20 protein-coding genes, 1 rRNA gene and 1 pseudogene are annotated in these 23,514 nt (G+C 75.2%); 18 read left to right on the top strand and 4 right to left on the bottom strand.

From position 1 onward, the window contains the following. From rrf to ABTW95_RS28435, 3 genes are all read left to right on the top strand, one after another. Window positions 1–94, top strand: a 5S ribosomal RNA gene (gene rrf, locus ABTW95_RS28445); the annotation flags it as partial. A gap of 103 nt (window positions 95–197) precedes the next feature. Then, window positions 198–1,922 carry a hypothetical protein gene (locus tag ABTW95_RS28440; RefSeq protein WP_500227871.1) on the top strand — a complete coding sequence of 575 codons (1,725 nt, stop codon included), beginning with the start codon at window positions 198–200 and terminating at the stop codon, window positions 1,920–1,922. 106 nt (window positions 1,923–2,028) lie between these two features. Beyond that, the gene (locus tag ABTW95_RS28435) at window positions 2,029–3,195 is read left to right on the top strand and encodes an alkaline phosphatase PhoX (protein WP_500227870.1); all 1,167 of its coding nucleotides are present in this window, start codon (window positions 2,029–2,031) and stop codon (window positions 3,193–3,195) included. A gap of 52 nt (window positions 3,196–3,247) precedes the next feature. Here ABTW95_RS28435 and ABTW95_RS28430 read toward each other — a convergent pair whose 3' ends face one another. Then, a complete protein-coding gene (locus tag ABTW95_RS28430; protein WP_396451947.1) occupies window positions 3,248–4,186 on the bottom strand; it encodes an MBL fold metallo-hydrolase in 939 nt (312 codons plus the stop codon). A 7-nt stretch (window positions 4,187–4,193) separates the two neighbouring features. Then, window positions 4,194–5,543 (bottom strand): DUF1015 family protein, encoded by a 1,350-nt coding sequence (locus ABTW95_RS28425; RefSeq protein WP_396454920.1) that lies wholly within the window; start codon window positions 5,541–5,543, stop codon window positions 4,194–4,196. A gap of 66 nt (window positions 5,544–5,609) precedes the next feature. On the opposite strand from ABTW95_RS28425, the gene ABTW95_RS28420 reads away from it, so the two are divergent. Both ABTW95_RS28420 and ABTW95_RS28415 read left to right on the top strand, forming a co-directional pair. Then, window positions 5,610–6,053: a tetratricopeptide repeat protein gene (locus tag ABTW95_RS28420; RefSeq protein ID WP_500227869.1), complete on the top strand. Its 444-nt coding sequence runs from the start codon at window positions 5,610–5,612 to the stop codon at window positions 6,051–6,053. Between the two features lie 55 nt (window positions 6,054–6,108). Next, the gene (locus ABTW95_RS28415) at window positions 6,109–7,110 is read left to right on the top strand and encodes an HAD-IIA family hydrolase (protein ID WP_396451952.1); all 1,002 of its coding nucleotides are present in this window, start codon (window positions 6,109–6,111) and stop codon (window positions 7,108–7,110) included. 40 nt (window positions 7,111–7,150) lie between these two features. Here the strand turns inward: ABTW95_RS28415 and ABTW95_RS28410 are convergent, their stop codons facing one another. Next, window positions 7,151–7,510: an SCP2 sterol-binding domain-containing protein gene (locus tag ABTW95_RS28410; RefSeq protein ID WP_500227868.1), complete on the bottom strand. Its 360-nt coding sequence runs from the start codon at window positions 7,508–7,510 to the stop codon at window positions 7,151–7,153. Window positions 7,511–7,789: 279 nt separating this feature from the next. Between ABTW95_RS28410 and ABTW95_RS28405 the strand changes: the two genes are divergently transcribed. The 11 genes and pseudogenes from ABTW95_RS28405 to ABTW95_RS28355 all read left to right on the top strand — a co-directional run bounded on the left by ABTW95_RS28405 (window position 7,790) and on the right by ABTW95_RS28355 (window position 21,746). Beyond that, complete coding sequence (locus ABTW95_RS28405; protein ID WP_500227867.1) at window positions 7,790–8,152, top strand: hypothetical protein; 363 nt, start codon at window positions 7,790–7,792, stop codon at window positions 8,150–8,152. Continuing rightward, window positions 8,149–8,952 carry a TlyA family RNA methyltransferase gene (locus ABTW95_RS28400; RefSeq protein WP_396451938.1) on the top strand — a complete coding sequence of 268 codons (804 nt, stop codon included), beginning with the start codon at window positions 8,149–8,151 and terminating at the stop codon, window positions 8,950–8,952. The genes ABTW95_RS28405 and ABTW95_RS28400 overlap by 4 nt, the downstream gene beginning before the upstream one ends. Before the next feature lie 145 nt (window positions 8,953–9,097). Continuing rightward, window positions 9,098–9,988: pseudogene (locus tag ABTW95_RS28395) on the top strand (NAD kinase); the annotation flags it as partial. Window positions 9,989–10,195: 207 nt separating this feature from the next. Further along, a complete protein-coding gene (gene recN / locus ABTW95_RS28390) occupies window positions 10,196–11,902 on the top strand; it encodes a DNA repair protein RecN (protein ID WP_396451936.1) in 1,707 nt (568 codons plus the stop codon). Between the two features lie 140 nt (window positions 11,903–12,042). Further along, complete coding sequence (gene steA / locus ABTW95_RS28385) at window positions 12,043–13,329, top strand: putative cytokinetic ring protein SteA (RefSeq protein ID WP_396451934.1); 1,287 nt, start codon at window positions 12,043–12,045, stop codon at window positions 13,327–13,329. Next, a complete protein-coding gene (locus ABTW95_RS28380; protein WP_396451932.1) occupies window positions 13,326–14,282 on the top strand; it encodes a copper transporter in 957 nt (318 codons plus the stop codon). The genes steA and ABTW95_RS28380 overlap by 4 nt, the downstream gene beginning before the upstream one ends. 4 nt (window positions 14,283–14,286) lie before the next feature. Then, window positions 14,287–15,267: a hypothetical protein gene (locus ABTW95_RS28375; RefSeq protein ID WP_500227866.1), complete on the top strand. Its 981-nt coding sequence runs from the start codon at window positions 14,287–14,289 to the stop codon at window positions 15,265–15,267. Between the two features lie 36 nt (window positions 15,268–15,303). After that, window positions 15,304–16,965, top strand: a complete 1,662-nt coding sequence (gene murJ / locus ABTW95_RS28370) for a murein biosynthesis integral membrane protein MurJ (RefSeq protein WP_500227865.1) — start codon at window positions 15,304–15,306, stop codon at window positions 16,963–16,965. Continuing rightward, window positions 16,958–18,154, top strand: a complete 1,197-nt coding sequence (locus tag ABTW95_RS28365) for a glycosyltransferase family 4 protein (protein ID WP_396450998.1) — start codon at window positions 16,958–16,960, stop codon at window positions 18,152–18,154. Before murJ ends, ABTW95_RS28365 begins: the two co-directional genes overlap by 8 nt. A 231-nt stretch (window positions 18,155–18,385) precedes the next feature. Next, window positions 18,386–19,477: a TerC family protein gene (locus ABTW95_RS28360; protein ID WP_500227872.1), complete on the top strand. Its 1,092-nt coding sequence runs from the start codon at window positions 18,386–18,388 to the stop codon at window positions 19,475–19,477. A gap of 73 nt (window positions 19,478–19,550) precedes the next feature. After that, window positions 19,551–21,746 carry an acyl-CoA dehydrogenase family protein gene (locus ABTW95_RS28355; protein ID WP_500227864.1) on the top strand — a complete coding sequence of 732 codons (2,196 nt, stop codon included), beginning with the start codon at window positions 19,551–19,553 and terminating at the stop codon, window positions 21,744–21,746. A 3-nt stretch (window positions 21,747–21,749) separates the two neighbouring features. Here the strand turns inward: ABTW95_RS28355 and ABTW95_RS28350 are convergent, their stop codons facing one another. Beyond that, complete coding sequence (locus ABTW95_RS28350) at window positions 21,750–22,103, bottom strand: hypothetical protein (RefSeq protein ID WP_396450994.1); 354 nt, start codon at window positions 22,101–22,103, stop codon at window positions 21,750–21,752. A gap of 121 nt (window positions 22,104–22,224) precedes the next feature. Between ABTW95_RS28350 and ABTW95_RS28345 the strand changes: the two genes are divergently transcribed. Further along, a complete protein-coding gene (locus ABTW95_RS28345; protein ID WP_500227863.1) occupies window positions 22,225–22,647 on the top strand; it encodes a hypothetical protein in 423 nt (140 codons plus the stop codon). Further along, window positions 22,644–23,513: an AAA family ATPase gene (locus ABTW95_RS28340; protein WP_396450990.1), complete on the top strand. Its 870-nt coding sequence runs from the start codon at window positions 22,644–22,646 to the stop codon at window positions 23,511–23,513. Before ABTW95_RS28345 ends, ABTW95_RS28340 begins: the two co-directional genes overlap by 4 nt. The last annotated feature ends 1 nt before the right edge of the window (window position 23,514 follow it).

The raw sequence follows: 23,514 nt of genomic DNA, 5'->3' as shown, positions 1-23,514 counted from the left end.
AACACCCGGTCCCATTCCGAACCCGGAAGTTAAGCCCTTCAGCGCCGATGGTACTGCATGGGAGACTGTGTGGGAGAGTAGGACGCCGCCGGACTTGAATTGGTCGAGGGTCGCCCCGATTTGCGGGGCGGCCCTCGACGCATGTCACGGCCCCGCCAAAGTAGGCTGCGGGTATCCACGAATCACCATCAAGAACAGTGACGGACGTGATGAGCGCGGAAGACGAGGGCCGCGGCGACGAGAGCCGCGAGCGGCGGGGCGATGGCGGGCGGCGGAACTCTCCGCCCCGTCGCGGGGGCGATGCCCGTGGCGGCCCGGGCGGTTCCGGCGACCGCGGCGGTGGCCGAAAGGATCGGGATTTCCGCGGTAAGCGCGACGACCGGAAACCGGGCCGCCCGTTCAAGCGCTCCGATGACCGGCGCCCCAAGTCCGGGGAGGGACGCTCCGACGATCGTCGCGAGCGCGGCGGCGGCCGGTTCGACGGTCCGCGCGGCGGCCGGGGCAAGCCCGGCGAACGGCGCTTCGACGGCCCCCGCGGCGGTCGGGGCAAGCCGGGCGAACGCCGGGAGGAGAGGTTCGGCGGAGCCCGCGGCCCCCGCCAGGGCCAGGGAGCGGGGCCGCGGCGCGATGGGCGTCCCGGCGGTCCGCAGGCCGGCGGCGGCCAGGGCGAGCGCCGGTTCGAGGGCCGGCGTCAGGACCGCCGGTTCAAGGACCGCGACGACCGTCCGGGAGGGCGGCGGTTCGAAGGCAAGCGCGAAGGACGTCCGGGAGACCGGGGCGGGCCCTTCAAGGGACGCGGGCCGAAGCGCCCGCAGGACGGCGGACGCCCCTACGGGCCGCCGCGCGACCGCCGGGACGCGCGGCCGCGCACCGAGGAGCGGGAGCGCCCCCGGTACGACGAGCCGCTGCTGCCGGACGACGTCACCGGCGAGGAGCTGGACGCGGACGCGCGGGTCGAGCTGCGCACGCTCCCGAAGGACCTGGCGGCCAAGGTCGCGCGCCACCTGGTGATGGCGGGGCGGCTGTCCGAAGACGAGCCGGAGCAGTCCTATAGGCACGCGAAGGCCGCGCGGCGGCTGGCGTCGCGGGTGGGGATCGTCCGGGAGGCGGCCGGGATCGCGGCGTACCACGCGGGCGAATGGGCGGAGGCGCTCGCCGAGCTCAGGGCCGCGCGGCGGCTCGGCGCCGGCGACGACACCTACCTGCCGGTGATGGTCGACTGCGAGCGCGGCCTCGGCCGCCCCGAACGCGCCCTCGACCTGATCAAGTCGCCGGAGGCGGAGAAGCTCGACACGGCCGGACGCGTCGAGCTGCGCATCGTGGAGTCCGGCGTCCGCCGCGACATGGGCCAGTTCGACGCGGCCGTCGTCACCCTGCAGATCCCCGAGCTGCGGGACCGGCGGCTCCGGCCGTGGTCGATGCGGCTGTTCTACGCCTACGCGGACGCGCTCGCCGAGGCCGGGCGGGCGGACGAGGCCGCCGACTGGTTCGCGCGCGCCGCCGCCGCCGACCGCGACGGCGAGACCGACGCCGCCGAACGCTACGCCGAGATCGAAGGGCTCCACATCCTCGACACCGAGGAAGAGGACGCCCAAGCGGCCGGTGCCGCCGGCGACACGGACACCGGCGACACGGACACCGGCGACGCGGACACCGGCGACGCGGACACCGGCGGCGCGGACACCGGCGGCGCGGACACCGGCGGCGCGGCCGAGGCCACCGGCGGCGCGGCCGAGGCCACCGGCGACGGCAATGCCGTTGAGGAGCAGGCTCCCCCGGAGCCCATGGCGGCGACGGACATCGCGTTCCAGCCTGCGGAGCCGGAGGTCGCGGAGGCGCCCGACGAGGACGTCCCGCAGGCGCCGGCGGTGTTCCTGGAGCCGAAGCAGGCGGAGGAGGAGCAGCCCCCGCCGGGAGCCTGACCACCGGTACTTGACTGGCGGGTAGGTTTCCCGGATATTCACGGGACCGCGCCGTTCGGGGGGCCGCCGGACACGTCCGGCGGGGAACGACTCCTTGAGGAGAGCCATGGCCCTGAACCGACGCACGTTCCTGCGCGCCGCCGCCGTCGCGGGCGGCACGACGGCCTTCTCCGGAGCCCTGTGGCAGCGGGCCTTCGCCTCGGGGCCCGCACAGCCGGGCCCGAGCCCGTACGGTCCGCTGCGGGCCGCGGACGGCAACGGGGTGCAGCTGCCCGACGGGTTCACCAGCCGGATCGTGGCGCGGTCGCTGCAGCGCGTCGAGGGGACGCGGCACACCTGGCATCCCGCGCCCGACGGCGGTGCGTGCTTCCCCGACGGGGACGGCTGGATCTACGTCAGCAACTCGGAGGTGCCCATCGTCGGCGGCGTGTCCGCCGTGCGGTTCGACGCGTCCGGGAAGGTGACGTCCGCGTACCGGATCCTGAACGGCACCACGCTGAACTGCTCGGGCGGGGCGACGCCGTGGAACACGTGGCTGTCGTGCGAGGAGCACGACTTCGGCCTCGTCTACGAGACCGACCCGCGCGGGCAGAAGGCGGCGGTGCCGCGTCCCGCGATGGGCAGGTTCAAGCACGAGGCCGCCGCGTCCGACCCCGTCCGCAAGGTCGTCTACCTCACCGAGGACCAGGGCGACGGCTGCTTCTACCGGTTCCGGCCCAAGACGTGGGGCGACCTGTCGTCCGGGACGCTCGAAGTCCTGGTCGGCTCCGGGACCGGCCCCGTCACCTGGGCGAAGGTGCCCAGCCCGCAGTTCTGGTTCACGCCGACCCGTGATCAGGTCGCGGGCGCCATGCGTTTCGACGGCGGCGAAGGCTGCTACTACACGCACGGTGTCTGCTACTTCACCACCAAGGGCGACAACCGCGTGTGGGCGTACGACGCGGCCGGCGAACGGCTGGACATCGCCTACGACGACGACCTCGTCACCGGCGGCGAGGCGCCCCTGCACGGCGTCGACGCCGTGACGGCCACGGCGTCCGGTGAGCTGTACGTCGCCGAGGACGGCGACAACATGGAGATCAACGTGATCACCGCGGACGGCGTCGTCGCGCCGTTCCTGTGCGTCGTCGGCCACGACGAGTCGGAGATCACCGGGTGCGCGTTCAGCCCGGACGGGTCGCGCCTGTACTTCTCGTCCCAGCGCGGCAAGAGCGGCTTCATCGCCGGGACGGACGGCTGCACGTTCGAGGTGACCGGCCCGTTCCGCCGCTGACCGCGCGGCCCCGCGTTCCCCGGCCCGCCGCGGGTCCGGGGGCGCCGGAGGGTCAGGCGTGCCGGCTGAGGGAGTGCAGGATGCCGGCGACGTTGCTGTCGGCGCTGTTCAGCACCTCGTACCGGGCGACCAGGTCGGGGTCGACGTCGTCGGCCGACACGGCGTAGCGGTGCTTGGTCCGGTCGACGACCATGGCGACGGCGTGGTCGAGGTCGAGGCCCTCGTCCTTGGCGTCCTGGACGGCGTCCACCCAGACGCGCAGCTCCTCCGCCGACCGTTCGAGCGTGTCGTCCACCTCGGTGACGGGACCGTAGTGCGCGAACAGCAGCCGCTGCGGGCCCAGGGACCGGAACTTGCCGAGGGACTCCAGCGCGGTGCCCAGGTCGAAGTCGGGGGGCGGCGTGGCGGGCTTCACGTCGGCGGTCTCCGGGATGTAGATGCCGGCGGCGTCGCCCACGTACAGGTCGCCGGTCTGGGAGTCCATCAGTCCGACGTGGTGCTTGGCGTGGCCGGGGGAGTAGTGCGACTCCAGCCGGCGCCCGCCGCCGAGGTCGACGACGCCGGTGTCCTCGACGGCGCGGATGCGGGCCGCGTCCGTCGGCTTCAACTCGCCGAACAGCGTGTCGAGGCTGTCCCCGTAGACCATGCGGGCGCTGCGCATGAGCCGCGACGGGTCGGCCAGGTGCCGCGCGCCCTTCTCGTGGACGACGACCTCGGCCTGCGGGTACATCTCCGCGATGTCGCCGACGCCGCCCGCGTGGTCGAGGTGGATGTGGGTGACGACCACGGTCGCCAGGTCGTCCGCGCCGACGCCCAGTTCCGCCAGCGCCGCCCGCACCACGGGCGCCGAACCGGACGTGCCGGGTTCCACCAGGCACGGCCGGTCGGACAGGATGAGGTATCCGGCGGTGATGCCGCGGTAGCCGGCCATCCGGGTGTCGATCTCGTAGACGTCCCCGCCGAGCGGTGTGATCGTGGTCGCGGTGTCCATTCCCCGATCATGGCCTCTCGGAGGCGTCCGGGTCGAGAAGCCGCAGGACGAGACCGGTGCGGGGCTTCGGCCCGAACGACGTCGACTTGCGCGGGACGCGCTCGCCCTCGCCCGCGACGGCCAGCACGTCCTCGACCCTCAGCGGGTTCAGCACGACCGCCGTGCCGCCCGAGCGCCGGGCGCGGGCGATGGCGGCGGACGGGTCGTCGTGCACCACCTCGATGGCGTTCTCGTTCTCCGGGACCTCCCACAGGGCGCCGATGAGGAGGTAGTCCAGCACGGCGGTGTCGAGCCCGCACCAGCGCTCGGAGTGCCCGGACGGCCTGGAGTGCGCGAGCGCGTCCTCGTCCGGGTCGGTGAGGAGGCAGAGGGAGTCGCCGCCGCCGAGGAGGAAGGCGGGGCCGTCCGCCGCGGCGAGCGCTTCGAGGGCCGGCGCCTCGTCCGGGAAGTCGGTCACGCGGAACGCCTTCCGCGCCCTCTCGACCGCGTCGTCGGGGCGCAGGCCGGGCAGGACGCGGTGGATCGCGCCCAGGTGCGGCGGATACCGCGTCGAGTCGACCAGCAGCGCCAGCCCCTCGTCCCACGGCCCGGGGCCGTCGCCGGCCGCGTGGTGGCGCGCCTGCAGGGCGCGGTAGGTGGCGTAGCGGTGGTGGCCGTCCGCGATGAGGGCCTGCTTGTCGCGCAGGTCGGCGGCTATCCGCGCGTGCGCGGCGGGGTCGGTGATGCGCCACAGCCGGTGCGTCAGCCCGTCGTCGGCGTCGAACTCCACGAGCGGCGCGGCCGCGGCGGCGTCGTCGACGATGCGGGCCGCGTCGCCGCCGCCCTCGTACACCAGGAAGATCGGCTCCAGGTTGGCGTTCGCGGCCGTCATCAGCGCGAGCCGGTCGCGGACCGGGCCGGGGAAGACGTTCTCGTGCGGCAGCACGACCCCGTCCGCCTCCGCGCGCAGGCCCAGCCCGCCGATGAGGCCGCGCTGCAGGACCGCCGCGCCGCGGGCCGCCTCGTACACGTAGAGGGCCGGCTCGGGGTCGACCGCCAGGGCGCCCTCGTCCAGCCAGCGGCGGAGCCGCTCGCCCGCCGCGGCGTAGCTCTCCCCGGCGGCGCGCGGCAGGTTGAGCCGGACGATGTTGTGCCCGCCGCCCGCCAGCAGCCGCAGCGCCGCCGCCTCGTCGATCAGGTCGTAGGGCGGCATGGTCACCGCCGCCGGGTCCCCGGCCACCTCCGGGACGAACCGGACGCCGCGGAACGGGGACAGCGCCAGGCCGGCGCCCGTGCGCGGCCCCGCCGTCCCGAAGATCCGGGCGCTGAACTCCTCCGGCCCGGCGCCGGAGGGGAGGTCGTCGTCCACGCCGGGCATGGTATTCGGCGGGAGGCGTCCGGCGCCCCGGCGGGTACGGTCGTAATGATCCGAGGGGAGGTCCATATGAGTGGTCAAGGTCGTGGACGTCCGGAGGATTCCCCGGGGGACGATCCCGGCGGGCACCCCGCCCCGCCGGGAGGCGGGGTCTACGAGTGGTACACCCGCGGCCTGGAGCTGCTGCGGTCGGGCAGCGCCGCCGCCGCGCTGCAGCTGCTGACCCGGGCCGCCGAGGCCGAGCCGGGGTCGCACAGCATCCGGGAGGCGCTCGCGCGCGCCCAGTTCGGCGCCCGGCAGTTCGGCGCGGCGGCCGCGAGCTTCCGCGAGATCGTCGAGGAGGAGCCCGCCGAGGACTACGCACGGTTCGGGCTCGGCCTGTCGCTCAGCCGGCTGGGCGACTTCGAGGGCGCGGTCGAGCACCTCGCGCTGGCCGCCGCCATGCGCCCCGACAACCAGGACTACGCCAAGGCGCTGCGGCAGGCCCGGGCCACCCTCGACGCCCGCCGCTGACCCGCCCCTACTCGCCGGTGAGGACGTCCGTACGATCGCACGCATGAGGAGCGCGATGAAAGGCAGCGACCGTCCCCTGAGCGAGGCGTACGACGTCGCCCTGCTCGACCTCGACGGGGTCGTCTACGTCGGCCGCAGGCCCGTCCCCGCGGCGGCGGAGTCGCTCGCCAAGGCCCGCGCGGCGGGCCAGCGGCTCGCGTTCGTGACCAACAACGCCTCCCGGACCCCCTCGGCCGTCGCGGCCCTGCTCACCGAGGTCGGCGTCCCCGCCGACCCGGCGGACGTGGTGACCTCCGCGCAGGCCGCGGCGCGCCTGCTCGCCGAGCGGCTGCCCGCGGGCGCCGAGGTGCTCGTGGTCGGCGGGACGGGCCTGCGCCACGCCCTCTACCAGCACGGGCTGCGCCCGGTGTCGACCGCGGCGGGGCGGCCCGCCGCCGTCGCGCAGGGCTACGACCCGGGCCTCACCTATGCGGCCCTGTCGGAGGGGGCGCAGGCCGTCGCCATGGGCGCCCTGTTCGTCGGCTCCAACGGTGACCTCACCATCCCCGGCGGCGACGGCCCGCCGCGCCCCGGCAACGGATCACTGCTCCGCGTGATCAGCGCCGCGACCGGCGTCGAGCCGATCGTCACCGGCAAGCCCGAGCGCCCCCTGCACCAGGAGTCGATCCTGCGCACCGGCGCGCAGCGGCCCCTCGTCGTGGGCGACCGCCTCGACACCGACATCGAGGGCGCCCACAACGGCGGCGCCGACAGCCTCCTGGTCTTCACCGGCGTCACCGACCCCCTGCACGCCCTCACCGCCCCGCCGAACCGCCGCCCCAGCTACCTGGCCCCCGACCTGACCGGCCTGCTCGTCCCCCACCCGCGGGTCGTCCGGGAGGACGGCGCGCACGCCTGCCGCGGCTGGACGGCCCGCCGCACCGGCGGAACGTTCGCCCTCACCGGCTCCGGCGACCCCTATGACGGCCTCCGCGCCCTCGCGTCCGCCGCCTGGGAGACCGACACCCCTCCGCCCCCCGAAGCCTTCACCGAAGCCCTGGAGACCCTCTCCCTCTAGGACGGCCCCCTGGACGAGACGGCGAGATAAGACGGCCTTCTTAGAGGAGCTTCCGCAGGCGCAGCAGGTCGAAGATGCTCGCCTCGATCTTGACCCGGCCGGTGGCCCACGCCTTGGCCGGGTGCAGCTCCTCGTGCGCCATGGCGACGAGGTCGTCGCTGTCCACGGTCAGCCGCACCTGCGCCGACCCGGGGTCGCCGTCCGGTTCGAACGGGTCGAGGCCGCCCTCGTGCAGCCGCGTGCGGTAGGCCAGCCCGAGGTCGGCGACGCGGCAGCTGATCGTCCGCTCCACGACGTGCTCGGCGAGCCGGTCGCCGTCCACCTCCGCCAGCCGGGCCGCGACACGCTCCAGCGCCGCACGGCAGTCCTCCTCGCTCGCCATGATCAGGCAGTTCCCCATTCGTCCGGCAACGATGTCGCGCCACGGCCCCCGGGCGCGGCCGCGCCGTCCGGCCGCCGGGAGGCCGGAGAGCCGGTGGTGAGGCCCGCGGCGCCGCGGGACACCGGGTCGGTGATCTTACGGCCGTCCGGCGGCGCCGCAAAACCCGTCCACCCAAGGTAGACGGCCCGCGGCGCCCGGATCGCGGCCGCGGCGGGCCGGGCGGGACGGCGCGGTAGCGTTCAGGGTGAGGTGAAGACGCCTCGGCGCGGGTGCTCCGGGGCCGATCGGGAGGTCGACGTGATGTCCGACGAGGGCGCGGAGGCGCCGGAGGCTCCGGCCGCCGGGCCGGAGCCGGCGGAGGAGCCGGAGACGGAGCCGGACGCGGAGGGCCCGCTCCGGGCGGCGGAGGCTCCGGAGCCCGAGTTCCCGCCCGTGCCGGCGCCCGAGCCCACCGGCGACCCGCGCGTGGACGCCGCCGTGGCCGCCCTCGGCGGGCTCGGCGGTCGGCCCGTCCAGGAGCACGTGGAGGTCTTCGAGGACGTGCACCGGCAGCTCCAGGAGCTGCTCGCGTCCGCCGGGCAGGACGAGCCCGGCCAGCCGCCGCGTCCCGCCGAGCCGCCGCGTCCCGCCTTCCCCGACGCGCTCCGCCCCCGCCGGTGAGCACCAGGCGGAGGCTGGACGCCGAGCTGGTGCGGCGCGGGCTGGCGCGGTCGCGGGAGCACGCGGGGCAGCTCATCGCCGACGGCCGGGTGCGGGTCGCCGGCCGGCGCGCGGCGAAGGCCGCCACGCAGGTCGAGGCCGGCGCCGCGATCCTCGTCGAGGAGGCCGCCGGCGGCCCCGACTACGTGTCGCGCGGCGGGCACAAGCTCGCCGGCGCGCTGAAGGCGTTCGAGGGGCTGGAGGTCAAGGGGCGCGTCTGCCTGGACGCGGGCGCCTCCACCGGCGGCTTCACCGACGTCCTGCTGCGCGCGGGCGCGGCGCACGTCTACGCGGTCGACGTCGGGTACGGGCAGCTCGCCTGGTCGCTGCGGACCGACGAGCGGGTCACCGTCATGGAGCGGGTCAACGTCCGCGACCTGCGGCCCGGGACGCTCGGCGACCCGCCTCCCGGCCTGGTCGTCGGCGACCTCTCCTTCATCTCGCTCAAGCTCGTCCTGGGGCCGGTGCAGAGGTGCGTCGCCCCGGACGCCGACTACGCCGTCATGGTGAAGCCGCAGTTCGAGGTGGGGAAGGACCGCGTCGGCGCCGGGGGCGTGGTCCGCGATCCGCAGCTGCGCGCGGAGGCCGTGCGGGGCGTCGCCGAGCACGCGGGCACGCTCGGGCTGGGCGTCCTCGGTGTGGCGGCGAGCCCCCTGCCGGGGCCCTCGGGCAACGTGGAGTACTTCCTGTGGCTGCGCGCCGGCGCCCCGCCGCTGGACGAGGACGCCCTCGCCAAGGCGATCGAGGAGGGGCCGCGGTGAGCGGCCGGGCCGCGAACGGACGGAGCCGCCGCGACGTACAGAGACATCAGAACGGGCGCGGGGCGCCCGGGCCGGGAACGTCCGCGGGAGGGACGTTCGTCCAGACGTCTGTACGCCGGAGCGCGTCGGGGAGTGGGGCGAGAGCATGAGCAAAAGGTCGGTGCTGGTCGTGACGCACACCGGGCGGCCGGAGGCCGTCCGCAGCGCGCAGCTGGTCATCGAGCGGCTCGGTCAGGCCGGGATCCGCGTGCGGGTCCTGGACGACGAGGCCCCGCACATCGGCAGCTCGGGCGTGGAGGTCATGCCCAGCACCGCCGCGGCGGCCGACGACGCCGAGGTCGTCATGGTCCTCGGCGGCGACGGGACCCTGCTGCGCGCCGCCGACCTGACCCGCACCTCCGGCACCCCGCTGCTCGGCGTCAACCTCGGCCACGTCGGGTTCCTCGCCGAGGCCGAGCGGGAGGACCTCGCCGCCACCGTCGACCGGGTGTGCGACCGCCGCTACGAGGTCGAGGAGCGGATGACCATCGACGTCACCGCCCGCCGCAACGGCACCGTCATGGGCACGACGTGGGCGCTGAACGAGGCGAGCATCGAGAAGGCCGAGCGGGAGCGGATGCTGGAGGTCGTCGCCGAGATCGACGGCCGGCCGCTGTCGAACTGGGGCTGCGACGGGGTGGTGTGCGCCACCCCGACCGGCTCCACCGCCTACGCGTTCTCCGCCGGCGGCCCGGTGGTGTGGCCGGAGGTGGAGGCGATGCTGGTCGTGCCGATCAGCGCGCACTCGCTGTTCGCCCGCCCGCTGGTGGTGTCGCCGCGCTCGTCGGTCGCGGTGGAGGTGCTGCCGGACACGCCGCGCGCCGTGCTGTGGTGCGACGGGCGCCGCACGCTCGACCTGCCGCCCGGCGCGCGGGTGGAGGTCCGCCGCGGCCAGGAGCCGGTGCGGCTCGCGCGGCTGCACCTCACCCCGTTCACCGACCGGCTGGTCACCAAGTTCGGGCTGCCCGTGACGGGCTGGCGGGGGCGGGTCCGGCAGCCGTCCCGGCCGTCCCCGCCGCTGGCGGACTCGCAGGTCGGGGACGCTCCGGCGGCCGGCGGCATCGCCGGCCGCCCGGGGCCGGAGTTCGTCCCGGACGGCGGGCCCGCCGGATCGGACGGGGGAGCGTCCGGCGGTCAGAAGGGATAATCTCCACAGGCGCCGATCGGGGATCTTTTGCGGAGGGTTGTGACGCCGGTGCGACCGATGGTCGATGAGGTGCGGATCCAGGGCCTCGGGGTGATCGACGAGGCCGTGCTCGATCTGTCGCCCGGTTTCAACGTGGTGACCGGTGAGACCGGGGCGGGCAAGACCATGGTGGTCACCAGCCTCGGGCTGCTGTTCGGCGGCCGCGCCGACCCGCAGCGGGTCCGCCCGGGCGCGGGCCGCGCGACGGTCGAGGGCCGGATCGTCGTCGATCCGGGCGGGCGCGCGGTGGAGCGCGTCGAGGAGTCCGGCGGCGAGCTGGACGACGGCGCGCTGATCATCAGCCGGTCGGTGTCGGCGGAGGGCCGCTCCCGCGCGTTCCTCGGCGGCCGGTCCGTCCCGGTGAGCGTGCTGATCACCCTGGCGGACGACCTGGTCGCCGTGCACGGCCAGTCCGACCAGCAGCGGCTGCTGCAGGCCGGGCGGCAGCGCGCCGCGCTCGACCGGTACGCGGGCGCCGCGCTGACCAAGCCGATGCGCGCCTACACCAAGGCGTACCAGCGGCACCGGCAGGTCACGGCGCTGCTGGAGGAGCTGACGACCCGGGCGCGCGAACGGGCCCAGGAGGCCGACGTGCTGCGCTTCGGCCTGGAGGAGATCGAGAAGGTCGACCCGAAGGAGGGCGAGGAGGCCGACCTCGCCGCCGAGGAGGAGCGCCTCGGCCACGCCGACGCGCTGCGCGGCGCCGCCGACACCGCCCACGAGGCGCTGCTCGGCGACCCGTCCGCCGCGTTCGAGGCGGCCAACGTGACGAGCCTGCTCGGCCAGGCCCGCAACGCGCTGGACGCCGTCCGCGACCACGACCCGGAGCTGGCGGCGCTCGCCGACCGGCTCGCCGAGGCCGGCTACCTCGTCTCCGACGTCGGCACCGACCTCGCCTCCTACGCCGAGTCGGTGGACGCCGACCCGGCGCGGCTCGCGGCCGTCCAGGAGCGCCGCGCCGAGCTGACCGCGCTGATCCGCAAGTACGGCGGGACGGAGGGCACGGCCGCGGAGGTGCTGGAGTGGGCGCGCACGGCGGCGGCCCGGCTCACCGAACTGGAGGGCGACGACGACCGCATCGAGGAGCTGCGCGCCGAGCACGCCGAGCTGACCGAGCGGCTCGCCGCCGAGGCGGGGGAGCTGACCGCGGTCCGCACCCGCGCCGCCGAGCGGTTCTCCGCCGCGGTCACCGAGGAGCTGACGGCGCTGGCGATGCCGCACGCCCGCGTCTCGGTCACCGTGACCCCGACCGGCGACTACGGGCCGCACGGCGTCGACGAGGTCGAGGTGCGGCTCGCGCCGCACCCGGGGTCGCCGCCGCTGCCGCTGCACAAGGGCGCGTCCGGCGGCGAGCTCTCCCGGGTGATGCTGGCGATCGAGGTGGTGTTCGCGGGCGCCGACCCCGTCCCGACGTTCGTGTTCGACGAGGTCGACGCCGGCGTCGGCGGCAAGGCCGCGGTGGAGATCGGGCGGCGGCTGGCGCGGCTGGCCCGCAACGCCCAGGTGATCGTCGTCACGCACCTGCCGCAGGTCGCGGCGTTCGCCGACCAGCACCTGCTGGTGGAGAAGTCCGACGACGGCACCGTCACCAGCAGCGGCGTCACCGCCCTCGACCGCGAGGGCCGCGTGCGGGAGCTGTCGCGGATGCTGGCCGGCCTGGAGGACTCCGAGCTCGGCCGCGCGCACGCCGAGGAGCTGCTCGCCATGGCCGCCGACGAGCGGTAGCCGGCCGGGACGATCGACCCGGCGGCGCGCGGGGCGGCCCTCGCGCGCCCGGCAAACGCTACAGACGGTACACAGACGGACACGCCTGGACAGTCGTCGTTTCCGGCGTTCACTCCCGCGCTCTGGCAGGATGGTTGTCGATGAACGAGCCGTCACCCACCACCGAGCCCAGCGCCGAGGCAGGCGGCGAGCAGGGCGCCGAGCCGCCCGGCGAGCGGGGCGTCCGACCGGGCCGCAAGCTGCCGCGCCGCGTGCTCGCGCTCGGCCGCGGCCGCGACGACGGCCGGTCCGGGGTGTGCGGCGCCGTCCGGCTCGACCGCCGCACCAAGGACCTGACCAAGCGGCTGCAGCCCGGCGAGGTCGCGGTGATCGACCATGTCGACCTCGACCGCGTCAGCGCCGAGGCGCTGGTGTCGTGCGAGGTCGGCGCCGTGGTGAACGTCGCGCCGAGCATCTCCGGCCGGTACCCGAACCTCGGCCCGCAGATCCTCATCGAGGCCGGCGTCCCGCTGGTGGACGACGTCGGCCCGGAGATCTTCACCAAGCTGCGCGAGGGCGACCAGGTGCGCGTCGAGGGGCCCGCCGTGTACCGGGGCGAGGACGTCGTCGCCAAGGGCGCCGAGCAGACCGGCGAGTCGGTCGAGACGGCGCTGGCGGAGGCCAAGGCGGGGCTCGCGTCCCAGCTGGAGGCGTTCGTCGCCAACACGATGGAGTACGTCAAGCGCGAGCGCGACCTGCTCATCGACGGCGTCGGCGTCCCGGACGTCACCACCAGGATCAGCGGCCGGCACGCGCTCATCGTGGTCCGCGGCTACCACTACCGCGAGGACATCGCGACCCTGCGCCCCTACATCCGCGAGTACCGGCCCGTGCTGATCGGGGTGGACGGCGGCGCCGACGCGCTGCTGGAGGCCGGCTACCGGCCCGACATGATCGTCGGCGACATGGACTCGGTGTCCGACGACGCGCTGACCTGCGGCGCCGAGATCGTCGTGCACGCCTACCGGGACGGCCGCGCGCCCGGCCTGAAGCGCGTCCGCGAGCTGGGGCAGGAGGCCGTCGTCTTCCCGGCCACCGCCACCAGCGAGGACATCGCGATGCTGCTCGCCGACGACAAGGGCGCGTCGCTGATCGTCGCGGTCGGCACGCACGCCAACATGGTGGAGTTCCTCGACAAGGGCCGCGCCGGCATGGCCAGCACCTTCCTCACCCGGCTCCGGGTGGGCAGCAAGCTCGTCGACGCCAAGGGCGTCAGCAGGCTCTACCGCAGCCGCATCTCCACCTGGTCGCTGCTGTTCCTCGTCCTCGGCGCGTTCATCGCCATCGTCACCGCCGTCGCCATGTCCCCGGCGGGGGACGTCATCAGTCCCCTGATCGCCGACCGCTGGCACGCCTTCGTCTTCTGGCTGACCGGACTCTTCACGTGATCGATTTCCGCTACCACCTCGTCTCCATCGTCGCGATCTTCCTCGCGCTGGCGCTCGGCATCGTGCTGGGCTCCACCACCCTGTCGGACTCGGTGAGCGACACCCTGCGCCAGCAGGCGAACTCGGCCGCCAAGACCGCCCAGGAGGCCCGGGTCGCGCAGCGCGACCTGCGCCACCAGGTCGACGGGCAGGAGCAGTTCGCCAAGGTGCTGTCGCCGCAGATCGTCGAGAACCGGCTGAAGGGCCAGTCCGTGGTGCTCATCGAGACCCCGGGCGCCGGCGACGACAGCATCGAGCAGCTCAGCGAGCTGGCGAAGAACGCGGGCGCGGCCGTCACCGGCCGCGTCACCATCCAGAAGAAGCTCCTGGACGACGACCAGCAGACGACCGTGGACGAGCTGTCCACGCAGCTGAAGGCCGACGACGTCGAGTTCCCCGCCGACGCGAGCCCCTACGACAAGGCGGGCGCGGTGCTGGCGAACGCCCTCGTCACCAAGGACCCCGGCGAGTCCGGCCGGGAGGACGCGGTCGGCGGCGCCGTCCTCAACGGCTTCAAGGAGGCCGGGTACGTCACCACCAGCGGCAAGCCCGGCCAGCACGCGACGCTCGCCGTGATGGTCGCGCCCGCCGCCGCGTACGCCTACGACGGCGGCGACGCCGACAACCGGGCACTGATCTCGCTGGCCTCCGCCCTCGACGCCGCCGGGCGCGGTACCGTCGTCGGTGGCCCGCCGACCTCTGCCCAGGAGGGCGGGCTGATCGCGGCGCTGCGCGACTCCGACGCCGACGACAAGGTCTCCACCGTGGACGTGGTGGACACCGCGTCCGGGCAGGTCGTGACGGTCCTGGCGCTGCAGCAGGAGATCGGCGGCAAGTCCGGGCAGTACGGGACGGGCGCCGGCGCGAGCGGCTACCTGCCCTCGCCCGCGCCCCCGGCGGGGAAGAACGGGTGACCTGATGAAACGAGGCATCGCCAGGGGAGCGCGGCTCGCGGCGGGCATCGGCCTCGGCGCCGCGGCGGCCCGCGCCGCCTACGCCGCGCTGACCCGTCGGCCCCCCGGGCTGCACGGCGTGCCGGGCGAGGAGGTCTGGGGCCGCACCAACCACCGCGGCGAGCCGGTGACGCTGCTGGAGGGCCCCGCGTTCGTCGCGGGCGCCGCCGCGGCCGGGCTGCTCGCCCCCGGCGCCACCGCCCGAATGCGCGCCGCCGCGCTGCTCGCCGGCGCCGGGTCCGGCGTCCTCGGCGGCTACGACGACCTCACCGGGTCCGGCGCGTCCCGCGGGTTCAAGGGCCACCTGACCGCGCTGGCCCGCGGCGAGGTCACCAGCGGCGCGGTGAAGATCCTCGGCATCGGCGCGACCGGGCTGACCGCCGCCGCGATCGCCGGGTCGCCCGCCCCCACCCGCACCGGGCGCGCGTTCGACGCGCTCGTCAACGGCGCGATCATCGCCGGGTCCGCGAACCTCATGAACCTGTTCGACCTGCGCCCCGGCCGGGCGATCAAGGTCGGGCTGATCACCGGTACCCCGCTGGCGCTGGCCGGGCCGGGCCGCGCCGTCGCCGCCGCGCCGCTCGGCGCCGCCGCCGCGCTCCTCCCCGAGGACCTCGGGGAGCGCGCGATGCTCGGCGACACCGGCGCCAACGCGCTCGGCGCGCTGCTCGGCCTCGCCGCGACCCGGCTCGGGCGGGGGCCGCGGCTCGCCGTCCTCGCGGGCGTCGCCGGGCTGAACGCCGCCAGCGAGTACGTCAGCTTCACCAAGGTCATCGCGGGCAACCCGGTGCTGAACCGCATCGACATGCTCGGCCGCCGACCGTCCGCCGCCGCGGTGCCCGCGCCCGCGGCGGCGCGCGAGCCGGCGACCGCGGACGCGTTCCGCCCGCCCGTCCCGCCGCAGGCGGGCCCGGCGGGCAACGGCGTCGCGGCGGGCCCGGCCTAGGCACCTCGGACGGCCCCCGGCCGAACGTCCACGCGCGTGACCCCTCCCGACACGTCCCCGCCGGCCCGGCGCTCCCCGCCCGCGCGCCGGCTGACCGGCGGCCTCGCGGGCGCCGCCGTCGTCATCGCGGTCATCACCGTCCTGTCGCGGCTCGCCGGGTTCGGGCGCACCTACGCGTTCTCGCAGACGGTCACGACGTCCTGCCTGAGCCAGGCGTACTTCACCTCGACGCAGTTCCCCAGCATCGTCTACGAGATCGTCGCGGGCGGGGCGCTCGCCAGCATGGTCGTGCCGGTGCTGGCCGGGCCCGCCGAACGCGGCGACCGCGAGCAGGTCCGCCGGATCGGGTCGGCGCTGCTCACCTGGATCGTCGTGCTGATGGTGCCGCTGTCGGCGCTGATGGCGCTCGGCGCCCGCCCGATCATGGAGGTGCTGGTCGGCGGCGACCTGAAGGGCTGCTCGCGCGGCGACATCGTGGACGTCGGCTCCGCCATGCTCGCGATCATGTCGGCGCAGATGGTCATGTACGGGATGGCGGTCGTCCTGTACGGGCTGCTGCAGTCGCACCGCCGGTTCGTCGCGCCCGCGCTGGCGCCGCTGATGTCGAGCCTGGTGGTGATCGGCGCGTACGTCGCCTACGCGCCGCTCGGCCGCGGCCACGAGAACGACCTGGCGGGGCTGCCGAAGGCCGCCGAGCTGACCCTGTCGATCGGGACGGCGCTCGGCGGCGCCGCGATGGCCGCGACCGCCGGGATCGCGGCGTGGCGGCTGCGCCTCCGGCTGCGCCCCACGCTGCGCTTCCCGGACGGGGTGGCGCGGCGGGTGCGGCGGCTCGCGCTCGCCGGCCTCGCCACGGTCGCGGCGCAGCAGCTGTCGGCGCTGCTGGTCGTCCGGCTCAGCTACGAGGGGACGGGCGGCGCGCTCGCCAACTACCAGTACGCGTGGGCGATCTACCTGCTGCCGTGGGCGATCCTCGCGGTGCCGATCGCGACCAGCGCGTTCCCGCTGCTGTCGGCGCGGATCAGCGCCGGGGAGCACGACCGGTTCGACGAGGTCACCGCGTCCACCACCCGCGCGGTGATCCTGGTGTCGTGCGCGGGCGCCGCCGCGCTGGCCGCCGTCGCCGTCCCGGTCGCGGCCGTGTTCAACCCGGGGCACCCCGACCAGCAGGAGGTGCTGTCGCGGGCGGTGCTCGCGTTCGCGCCCGGGCTGCTCGGGTACGGGCTCGTCGCGCACCTCGGGCGCGTCCTGTACGCGTGCCACCGGGGCCGGATGGGCGCCGCCGCGGTCGTGACCGGCTGGCTGGTCGTGATGGGCGCCGACGTCGCGCTGGTCCTGTCGGTCGAGCGGCAGTGGGTCGTCGCGGCCCTCGGCGTCGGCAACGCGGCCGGGATGACCGTCGCGGGCGTGCTGCTGCTGGGCACGCTCGTCCGGGCCAGGGGCGCCGCGGCCGCGCGCGGGCTCCCGCGCGCCCTCGCGGCCGGCGTGCTGGGCGGCGCGGCCGGCGGCGCCGCCGGCTACGCGGTCGCCGCGCTGCTCGGCCTCGGCGGCACCGGTCCGGCCGGCGAGCTGCGCAACGTCGGGACCGGGGCGCTCGCCGCGCTGGTCGCCGGCGCGGTGTTCCTGATCATCGCTTTCGTGCTCGACGGCCGCGACCTGCGCGCCGTCCTCACCCGGAAGGTGACACGCAATGGCTGACAACCGGGACCTGGACGGGCTGCGCGTCGCGCTCGTCCTCGGCACGAGCGCGGGCGGCGTCGGGCGGCACGTCCGGTCCGTCGCGGCGGGCATCGCCGGGCGCGGCGCCCGCGTGCTCGTGTGCGGGCCCGCGCAGACCGAGGAGCAGTTCGGCTTCACCGCCGCCGGCGCCGCGTTCGCCGAGGTGGACCTCGCCGACCGGCCCCGCCCGGTGCGGGACGCGAAGGCGGTGGCGCGGCTGCGGTCGCTGCTGCGCGGCGCCGACGTCGTGCACGCGCACGGGCTGCGGGCCGGCGCCCTCGCCGCGGCGGCGGGCGCGCGGGTCGCGCCGGGGCCGCTGCGGTTCTCGCGGGGCGGCCCGCCGCTCGTCGTCACCCTGCACAACGCCGTGATCGCGGGCGGGCGGACGGCCGCCGTGTACGGGGCGCTGGAGCGGGTCGTGGCGCGCGGCGCCACCCGCGTCCTCGGCGTCTCGCCCGACCTGGAGGAGCGGATGCGCTCGCTCGGCGCCAGGTCGGTGGGGCACGCGATCGTGCCCGCGCCGGCGCCGCGGGCGCAGCCGGGCCCGGCCGTCCGCGCCGACCTGCGGGCGGAGCTGGGCGTGGGGGAGCGGCCGCTGATCCTCACGGTGGGGCGGCTCGCGGCGCAGAAGGGCCTGCCCACGCTGCTGGACGCCGCCGCCGTGTGGGCGGGACGCACCCCGCCGCCGCTCGTCGCGATCGCCGGCGACGGCCCCCTGGAGGCCGGCCTGCGCGCCCGGATCGAGGCCGAGGACCTGCCCGTCCGGCTGCTCGGCCGCCGCTCCGACGTCCCCGGCCTGCTGGCCGCGTGCGACGTGGCGGTCGTGCCGAGCGTGTGGGAGGGGCAGCCGCTGGTCGTCCAGGAGATCCTGCGGGCCGGCCGGCCGCTGGTCGCCACCCGCGTCGGCGGAATCCCCGGCATGGTCGGCGCGGGACGGCCCGCGGGGGACTCGCTGCTGCACGGGCCGGAGAGCGACGCGGCGCTGCTGGTGCCGCCGGGGGACGCGGAGGCGCTGGAGCGCGCGGTGAGCCGCGTCCTGGACGACCCGTCCCTCGCCGCGCGGCTGGCCTCCGCCGCCGCCGAGCGCTCGGCCCTGCTGCCGGGCGAGGACGACGCGGTCGACCAGCTCGCGAACGTCTACCGGGAACTGGCCGACGGCCGGCGCTGAGCCTTGGACGCTCGAACCGGGGACATGGTTCGGAACCGCGTCGAAGGATTTCCGGCGGAAGGGGAACGCCCCCGCGCCGGCCCGCGTTGAAGTAGGCATTGGAGGGGAGTATCCCCGCGCACGGTTCCCGTCAGTACGGCCGGCCCATGCCGGCCCGGGTTCCGCGGCCCGCTTCGCTGCAGGGCGGGAGAGACCTCCGGCGCTCGTTCGTGTCCGCTGGAGGTGTTCACGCTGAACGTCCCACCCCTGGTGTGGGGCCTGACCATCGCAGGCATCCTCGCCGTCATCGCAGCCGACCTCTTCCTGATCCACCGCAACGACACGCGGGAGTTCACCACCCGCAGGGCCGCGTTCTGGTCCGCCGTCTACATCGGCCTGGCGGTGCTGTTCGGCATCGGCGTCTGGCTGTTCGCCGGCGGCCGGTACGCCGGCGAGTACTTCGGCGGGTTCGTCACCGAGAAGAGCCTCAGCGTCGACAACCTCTTCGTGTTCATGGTCATCCTCGCGCGGTTCGCGGTGCCGAAGCAGGCGCAGCACGCCGTGCTGATGGCGGGCATCGTGATCGCGCTGGTGCTGCGCGGCCTGTTCATCGCGGTCGGCGCCGCGGCGATCTCGACCTTCACGTGGGTCTTCTTCGTCTTCGGCGCGTTCCTGCTGTGGACGGCGATCGGGCTGGTGCGCGGCGGCGCCGAAGACGAGGAGTTCAAGGAGAACCGGCTGCTGCGATGGGCCAGGCGCGTCATCCCCGCCTCGGAGGAGTACGACGGGAGCCGCTTCGTCACCCGGGCGGGCGGCCGCCGGCTGATGACGCCGATGGCCATCGTGATGATCGCGATCGGCTCGACCGACGTGCTGTTCGCGCTGGACTCCATCCCGGCGATCTTCGGGCTGACCACCGAGCCGTACCTGGTGTTCACCGCCAACGCGTTCGCGCTGATGGGCCTCGTCCAGCTGTACTTCCTGATCGGCGGGCTCACCGACCGGCTCGTGTACCTGGCGCACGGGCTGGCGTTCATCCTCGGCTTCATCGGGGTCAAGCTGATCTTCCACGCGCTGCACGAGTACGGTGTCGCCTGGGCGCCGGACATCCCGATCTGGCTGTCCCTCGCGGTGATCGCCGGGACGCTCGCGGCCACCACCGCGGCGAGCCTCGCAGCCGGGCGCAGGCCCGCGCGTTCCGGGCTGCGCGAGCCGCTGCGCGAGATCGGCGCGGACCGGGCCGACGCCGAGAAGGGCGGCGGGGAGAAGGGCGGCGCGGACGAGCCCGGCGCGGTCGCGTCCCGCGCGGACGGGCCGGACGCCGCCGCGACACGGGGAGGCTGAGACCCGCGGCACTCCCCACTGACCCGAATCCTGTTCTAGAATCTCGGTCAAAAGGTCTGAGAGAGGGTTACGCATGGCGATCGGGCTGACCGAGGAGCACGAGGCACTCGCCGAATCGGTGCGGGGCTTCGCCGAGCGCAACATCCCGGCGACGGCCGTCCGGGCCGTGCTGGACGCCGACGAGGAGACCAGGCCCGGGTTCTGGCCCGCCCTGGCGGAGCAGGGCCTGCTGGGCCTGCACCTGCCCGAGGAGCACGGCGGGCAGGGCTACGGGCTGCTCGAGCTGTCGGTCGTGCTGGAGGAGCTGGGCCGGGCCGCCGCGCCCGGGCCGTTCCTGCCCACCGTCCTCGCGAGCGCGGTCGTCGACGCCTCCAGCAACGCCAAGCTGCGCGCGGAGCTGCTGCCCGCGCTCGCCGACGGGTCGAAGACCGCGGCGGTCGCGCTGGACGGCGCGCTGACCGGGCGCCGCGACGGCGACTCGCTGGTGGTGTCCGGCACCTCCGGGACGGTGCTCGGCGCCGCGCTCGCCGACGTGATCGTCCTGCCGGTCGCGGCCGAGGACGGCGAGCAGTGGGTCGCGGTGGACGCCGCCGACCTCACCGTCACCCCGGTCGCGAGCCTGGACCGGGTCCGCCGCGTCGCCGCCGTGGAGGCGTCCGGCGTGGCCGTCGCCGCCGACCGCGTCGCCGACGGCCTCACCGCCGGCCGCGTCCGGGACCTGGCCGCCGCGCTCTTCGGCGCCGAGGCCGCCGGGCTCGCCGGCTGGCTGGTGACCACCGCGGCCGACTACGCCAAGGTCCGCGAGCAGTTCGGCCGCCCGATCGGCCAGTTCCAGGGCGTCAAGCACAAGGCCGCCCGCGCGCTGATCGCGCTGGAGCAGGCCCGCGCCGCCGCCTGGGACGCCGCCCGCGCCCTGGACGAGGGCGCCGAGGAGGCCGGGTTCGCCGCGGCCGTCTCCGCCGTCATCGCGGTGGACGCCGGCGTGCAGACCGCCCGCGACGCCATCCAGATCCTCGGCGGCATCGGCTTCACCTGGGAGCACGACGCGCACGTCTACCTGCGCCGCGCGCTCACGCTGCGGGCGCTGCTCGGCCCGTCCAAGGACTGGGCCGCGAAGGTCGCGGCGCTGGCCCTCGGCGGCGGCCGCCGCGAGGTCGTCCTCGAACTCGACGCCGACGCCCAGCCGCTGCGCGAGCGGATCCGCGCGGAGATCGCCGAGCTGGCCGCGATCGGGGACAAGGACGCCCTGGCCGCGCGGATGGGCGACGAGGGCTGGACCGTCCCGCACTTCCCCAAGCCGTGGGGGCGGGAGGCCGGGCCGGTCGAGCAGATCCTCATCCAGCAGGAGCTGAAGGCCGCCAAGGTCAAGGCCCCGAACCTGGGGATCGGCGCGTGGCTGGTGCCGTCCCTCGTCCGCTACGGGTCGGAGGAGCAGAAGGAGCGCTTCCTGCGCCCGACGCTGCGCGGCAAGATCGTCTGGTGCCAGCTGTTCTCCGAGCCGGGCGCCGGGTCCGACCTCGCGTCCCTGTCGATGAAGGCGGAGCGCGTCGAGGGCGGCTGGAAGCTGACCGGCCAGAAGATCTGGACGTCCCTGGCCCAGCACGCCCAGTGGGGCTTCTGCATCGCCCGCACCGACCCGGACGCGCCCAAGCACGACGGCATCACCTACTTCCTCGTCGACATGAAGGCCCCGGGCGTGGACGTCCGGCCGCTGCGCGAGCTGACCGGCGACGCGCTGTTCAACGAGGTGTTCCTGGACGGCGTCTTCGTCCCGGACGAGCAGGTCGTCGGCGAGGTCAACCGCGGCTGGCAGGTCGCGCGCAACACCCTGTCCAACGAGCGGGTGTCGCTGTCGACCGGCGGCGGGCTCGGCATGGGCGTCCCCGAGCTGCTGAACTTCTTCAGGAACCGCGAGCTGGACGCGGTCGCCACCGCCGAGGTCGGCAAGCTCGTCGCGCAGGGCCAGTCGATCGACCTGCTGGGGCTGCGCACCACCCTGAAGCAGCTGAACGGCGTGGAGCCGGGCGCGGAGGCCAGTGTCCGCAAGCTCCTCGGCGTGCAGTTCAACCAGGACGTCGCCGACTACTGCTGGGCCGCCCAGGGCGCGGCGGCCGCGACGGAGGTCCCCATGACCGAGAGCGGCATCGTCGGCCGCGCCATGCTGTTCAGCCGCGCGATGACCATCTACGGCGGGACGACCGAGGTCCAGCTGAACATCATCGGCGAGCGCATCCTCGGCCTGCCGCGCGACCCGGAGCCCGGCAAGTAGGCGCTACCGGCGCGGGCGGAAGGTGTAGGTGAAGTTCACCAGGACGATGCCGGCGATGACGAGCAGCAGGCCGGGCAGGCCGGCGTTGACGACGCCGATCGCGCTGAGCGGGATGGCGGCGAGCAGCGACAGCACGGCCATGGCCAGGCTGTGATCGCGTCCCGCGCCGGCGTCGGCGCCGTACCGCGGCGCGGGCGCCGGGCGGGGCCGCGGCGCCGCGGCGGCGCGGGCGTCGAGCGCCTGCTCGATGCGGTCCACGACCGTCTCGATGAAGGCGTCGTCGTAGTCGGGGCCGAGCTCGCGCCGGGCCGCCATCGCCGCCGTGATGTCCTCGCGCGGCAGTCCTGGGGTCGTCATGCCTCCGTTATAGGCCGCGGGGGGTCCGGCCGCCTCACCCCGAGGGGCGAACCGTCCGGTACCCCGCAGGTAGCAACCGGAATAAACTGCCGCTTTCGCCGCAGATCCATGGGAGGTCTTCGTGACCCGTTCGAGCGTCCTCGCCGTCTGCGCCGCCGCCGTGCTCGCGCTGGGCGGGTGCGGCGGGGGTGAGAAGAAGGACGCGGCGGAAGCCGATCCGTCCGCGCCGGCGACGGCGCTGGCGCCGATACCGGTGGTGAAGCCGTCCGACGTCAAGCCGCTCGTCGGGCGGTGGGTCGGCACGGCCGAGGACTACTTCCAGTTCACGGCCGACGGCAGCGGCGTGTGGGTGCGGAACGGGCGGAAGCTGTGGAGCGGCACGGCCATCCCCGAGGGCGGGGGCAGGTTCCGGTTCTCCTGGAAGGGCGGCGACCCGCAGACCGCGTCGTACTGGGGCGTCAGCCTGGAGGACGAGCACACGCTGGTGTTCGCCGGGACCAACCAGAAGTACAAGAGGGTCGCTGCGAAGAAGGGCAAGGGATGACCGACGGAATGTTCGCCTCGCCCGCCGACGCGGCGGCCAGGCTGGCCGGCGTGCGCTATCTGGCGGACGAGGCGATCGCGACGACCGTCTTCCTCGCGCAGGCGCTGGGGAAGCCGCTGCTGGTCGAGGGCCCGGCCGGGGTCGGCAAGACGGAGCTGGCGAAGGCCGTCGCGGCGGCGACCGGCGCGGAGCTGATCCGGCTGCAGTGCTACGAGGGGCTGGACGAGGCCCGCGCCCTCTACGAGTTCAACTACAAGAAGCAGCTGCTCGCCATCCAGGCCGCCCCCGCGGACCGGGCGTGGCAGGAGACCCACGACGACATCTTCTCCGAGGAGTTCCTGCTGGAGCGGCCGCTGCTCGCGGCGATCCGGCGGACCGGCCCGACCGTCCTGCTGATCGACGAGGCGGACAAGGCCGACGTCGAGGTGGAGGGCATGCTGCTGGAGGTCCTGTCGGACTTCCAGGTGACGATCCCCGAGCTCGGCACGGTCAGCGCGGTTCGGCGCCCGTTCGTGGTCATCACCTCCAACGCGGCGCGGGAGCTGTCGGAGGCGCTCAAGCGCCGCTGCCTGTACCTGCACCTGGACTACCCGGCGCCCGAGCGGGAACGCGACATCGTCCTCGCGCAGGTGCCGGGGATCGAGGCGGAGCTGGCCGAGCAGCTCGTCCGCACGGTCGGGACGCTGCGCGACCTGGAGATCAAGAAGGCGCCCTCCATCGCCGAGACGGTCGACTGGGCGCGCACGCTGCTCGCCCTCGGCCTGGACGACCTGGACGAGGCCGCCGTCGCGCGGACCCTCGGCGTCGTCCTGAAGCACGTCTCCGACCAGGAGCGCGCCGCCAGGGAACTGGGGCTGCGGAGCTGAC

Source organism: Spirillospora sp. NPDC127506, from assembly GCF_040302145.1.
GTDB lineage: Bacteria > Actinomycetota > Actinomycetes > Streptosporangiales > Streptosporangiaceae > Spirillospora.
The sequence above is the reverse complement of the archived record's forward strand: the minus strand, read 5'-3'. Positions and strand labels throughout refer to the sequence as shown.

What these genes read in the sequence shown, in the direction of transcription:
- ABTW95_RS28425 (WP_396454920.1), bottom strand. Translation starts at nt 5,543, where the DNA reads ATGCCCGGCGTGGACGACGACCTCCCCTCCGGCGCCGGGCCGGAGGAG.
- ABTW95_RS28430 (WP_396451947.1), bottom strand. Translation starts at nt 4,186, where the DNA reads ATGGACACCGCGACCACGATCACACCGCTCGGCGGGGACGTCTACGAG.
- ABTW95_RS28415 (WP_396451952.1), top strand. Translation starts at nt 6,109, where the DNA reads ATGAAAGGCAGCGACCGTCCCCTGAGCGAGGCGTACGACGTCGCCCTG.
- ABTW95_RS28355 (WP_500227864.1), top strand. Translation starts at nt 19,551, where the DNA reads ATGGCGATCGGGCTGACCGAGGAGCACGAGGCACTCGCCGAATCGGTG.
- ABTW95_RS28375 (WP_500227866.1), top strand. Translation starts at nt 14,287, where the DNA reads ATGAAACGAGGCATCGCCAGGGGAGCGCGGCTCGCGGCGGGCATCGGC.
- ABTW95_RS28340 (WP_396450990.1), top strand. Translation starts at nt 22,644, where the DNA reads ATGACCGACGGAATGTTCGCCTCGCCCGCCGACGCGGCGGCCAGGCTG.
- ABTW95_RS28420 (WP_500227869.1), top strand. Translation starts at nt 5,610, where the DNA reads ATGAGTGGTCAAGGTCGTGGACGTCCGGAGGATTCCCCGGGGGACGAT.
- ABTW95_RS28410 (WP_500227868.1), bottom strand. Translation starts at nt 7,510, where the DNA reads ATGGGGAACTGCCTGATCATGGCGAGCGAGGAGGACTGCCGTGCGGCG.
- ABTW95_RS28350 (WP_396450994.1), bottom strand. Translation starts at nt 22,103, where the DNA reads ATGACGACCCCAGGACTGCCGCGCGAGGACATCACGGCGGCGATGGCG.
- recN (WP_396451936.1), top strand. Translation starts at nt 10,196, where the DNA reads ATGGTCGATGAGGTGCGGATCCAGGGCCTCGGGGTGATCGACGAGGCC.
- ABTW95_RS28435 (WP_500227870.1), top strand. Translation starts at nt 2,029, where the DNA reads ATGGCCCTGAACCGACGCACGTTCCTGCGCGCCGCCGCCGTCGCGGGC.
- steA (WP_396451934.1), top strand. Translation starts at nt 12,043, where the DNA reads ATGAACGAGCCGTCACCCACCACCGAGCCCAGCGCCGAGGCAGGCGGC.
- ABTW95_RS28365 (WP_396450998.1), top strand. Translation starts at nt 16,958, where the DNA reads ATGGCTGACAACCGGGACCTGGACGGGCTGCGCGTCGCGCTCGTCCTC.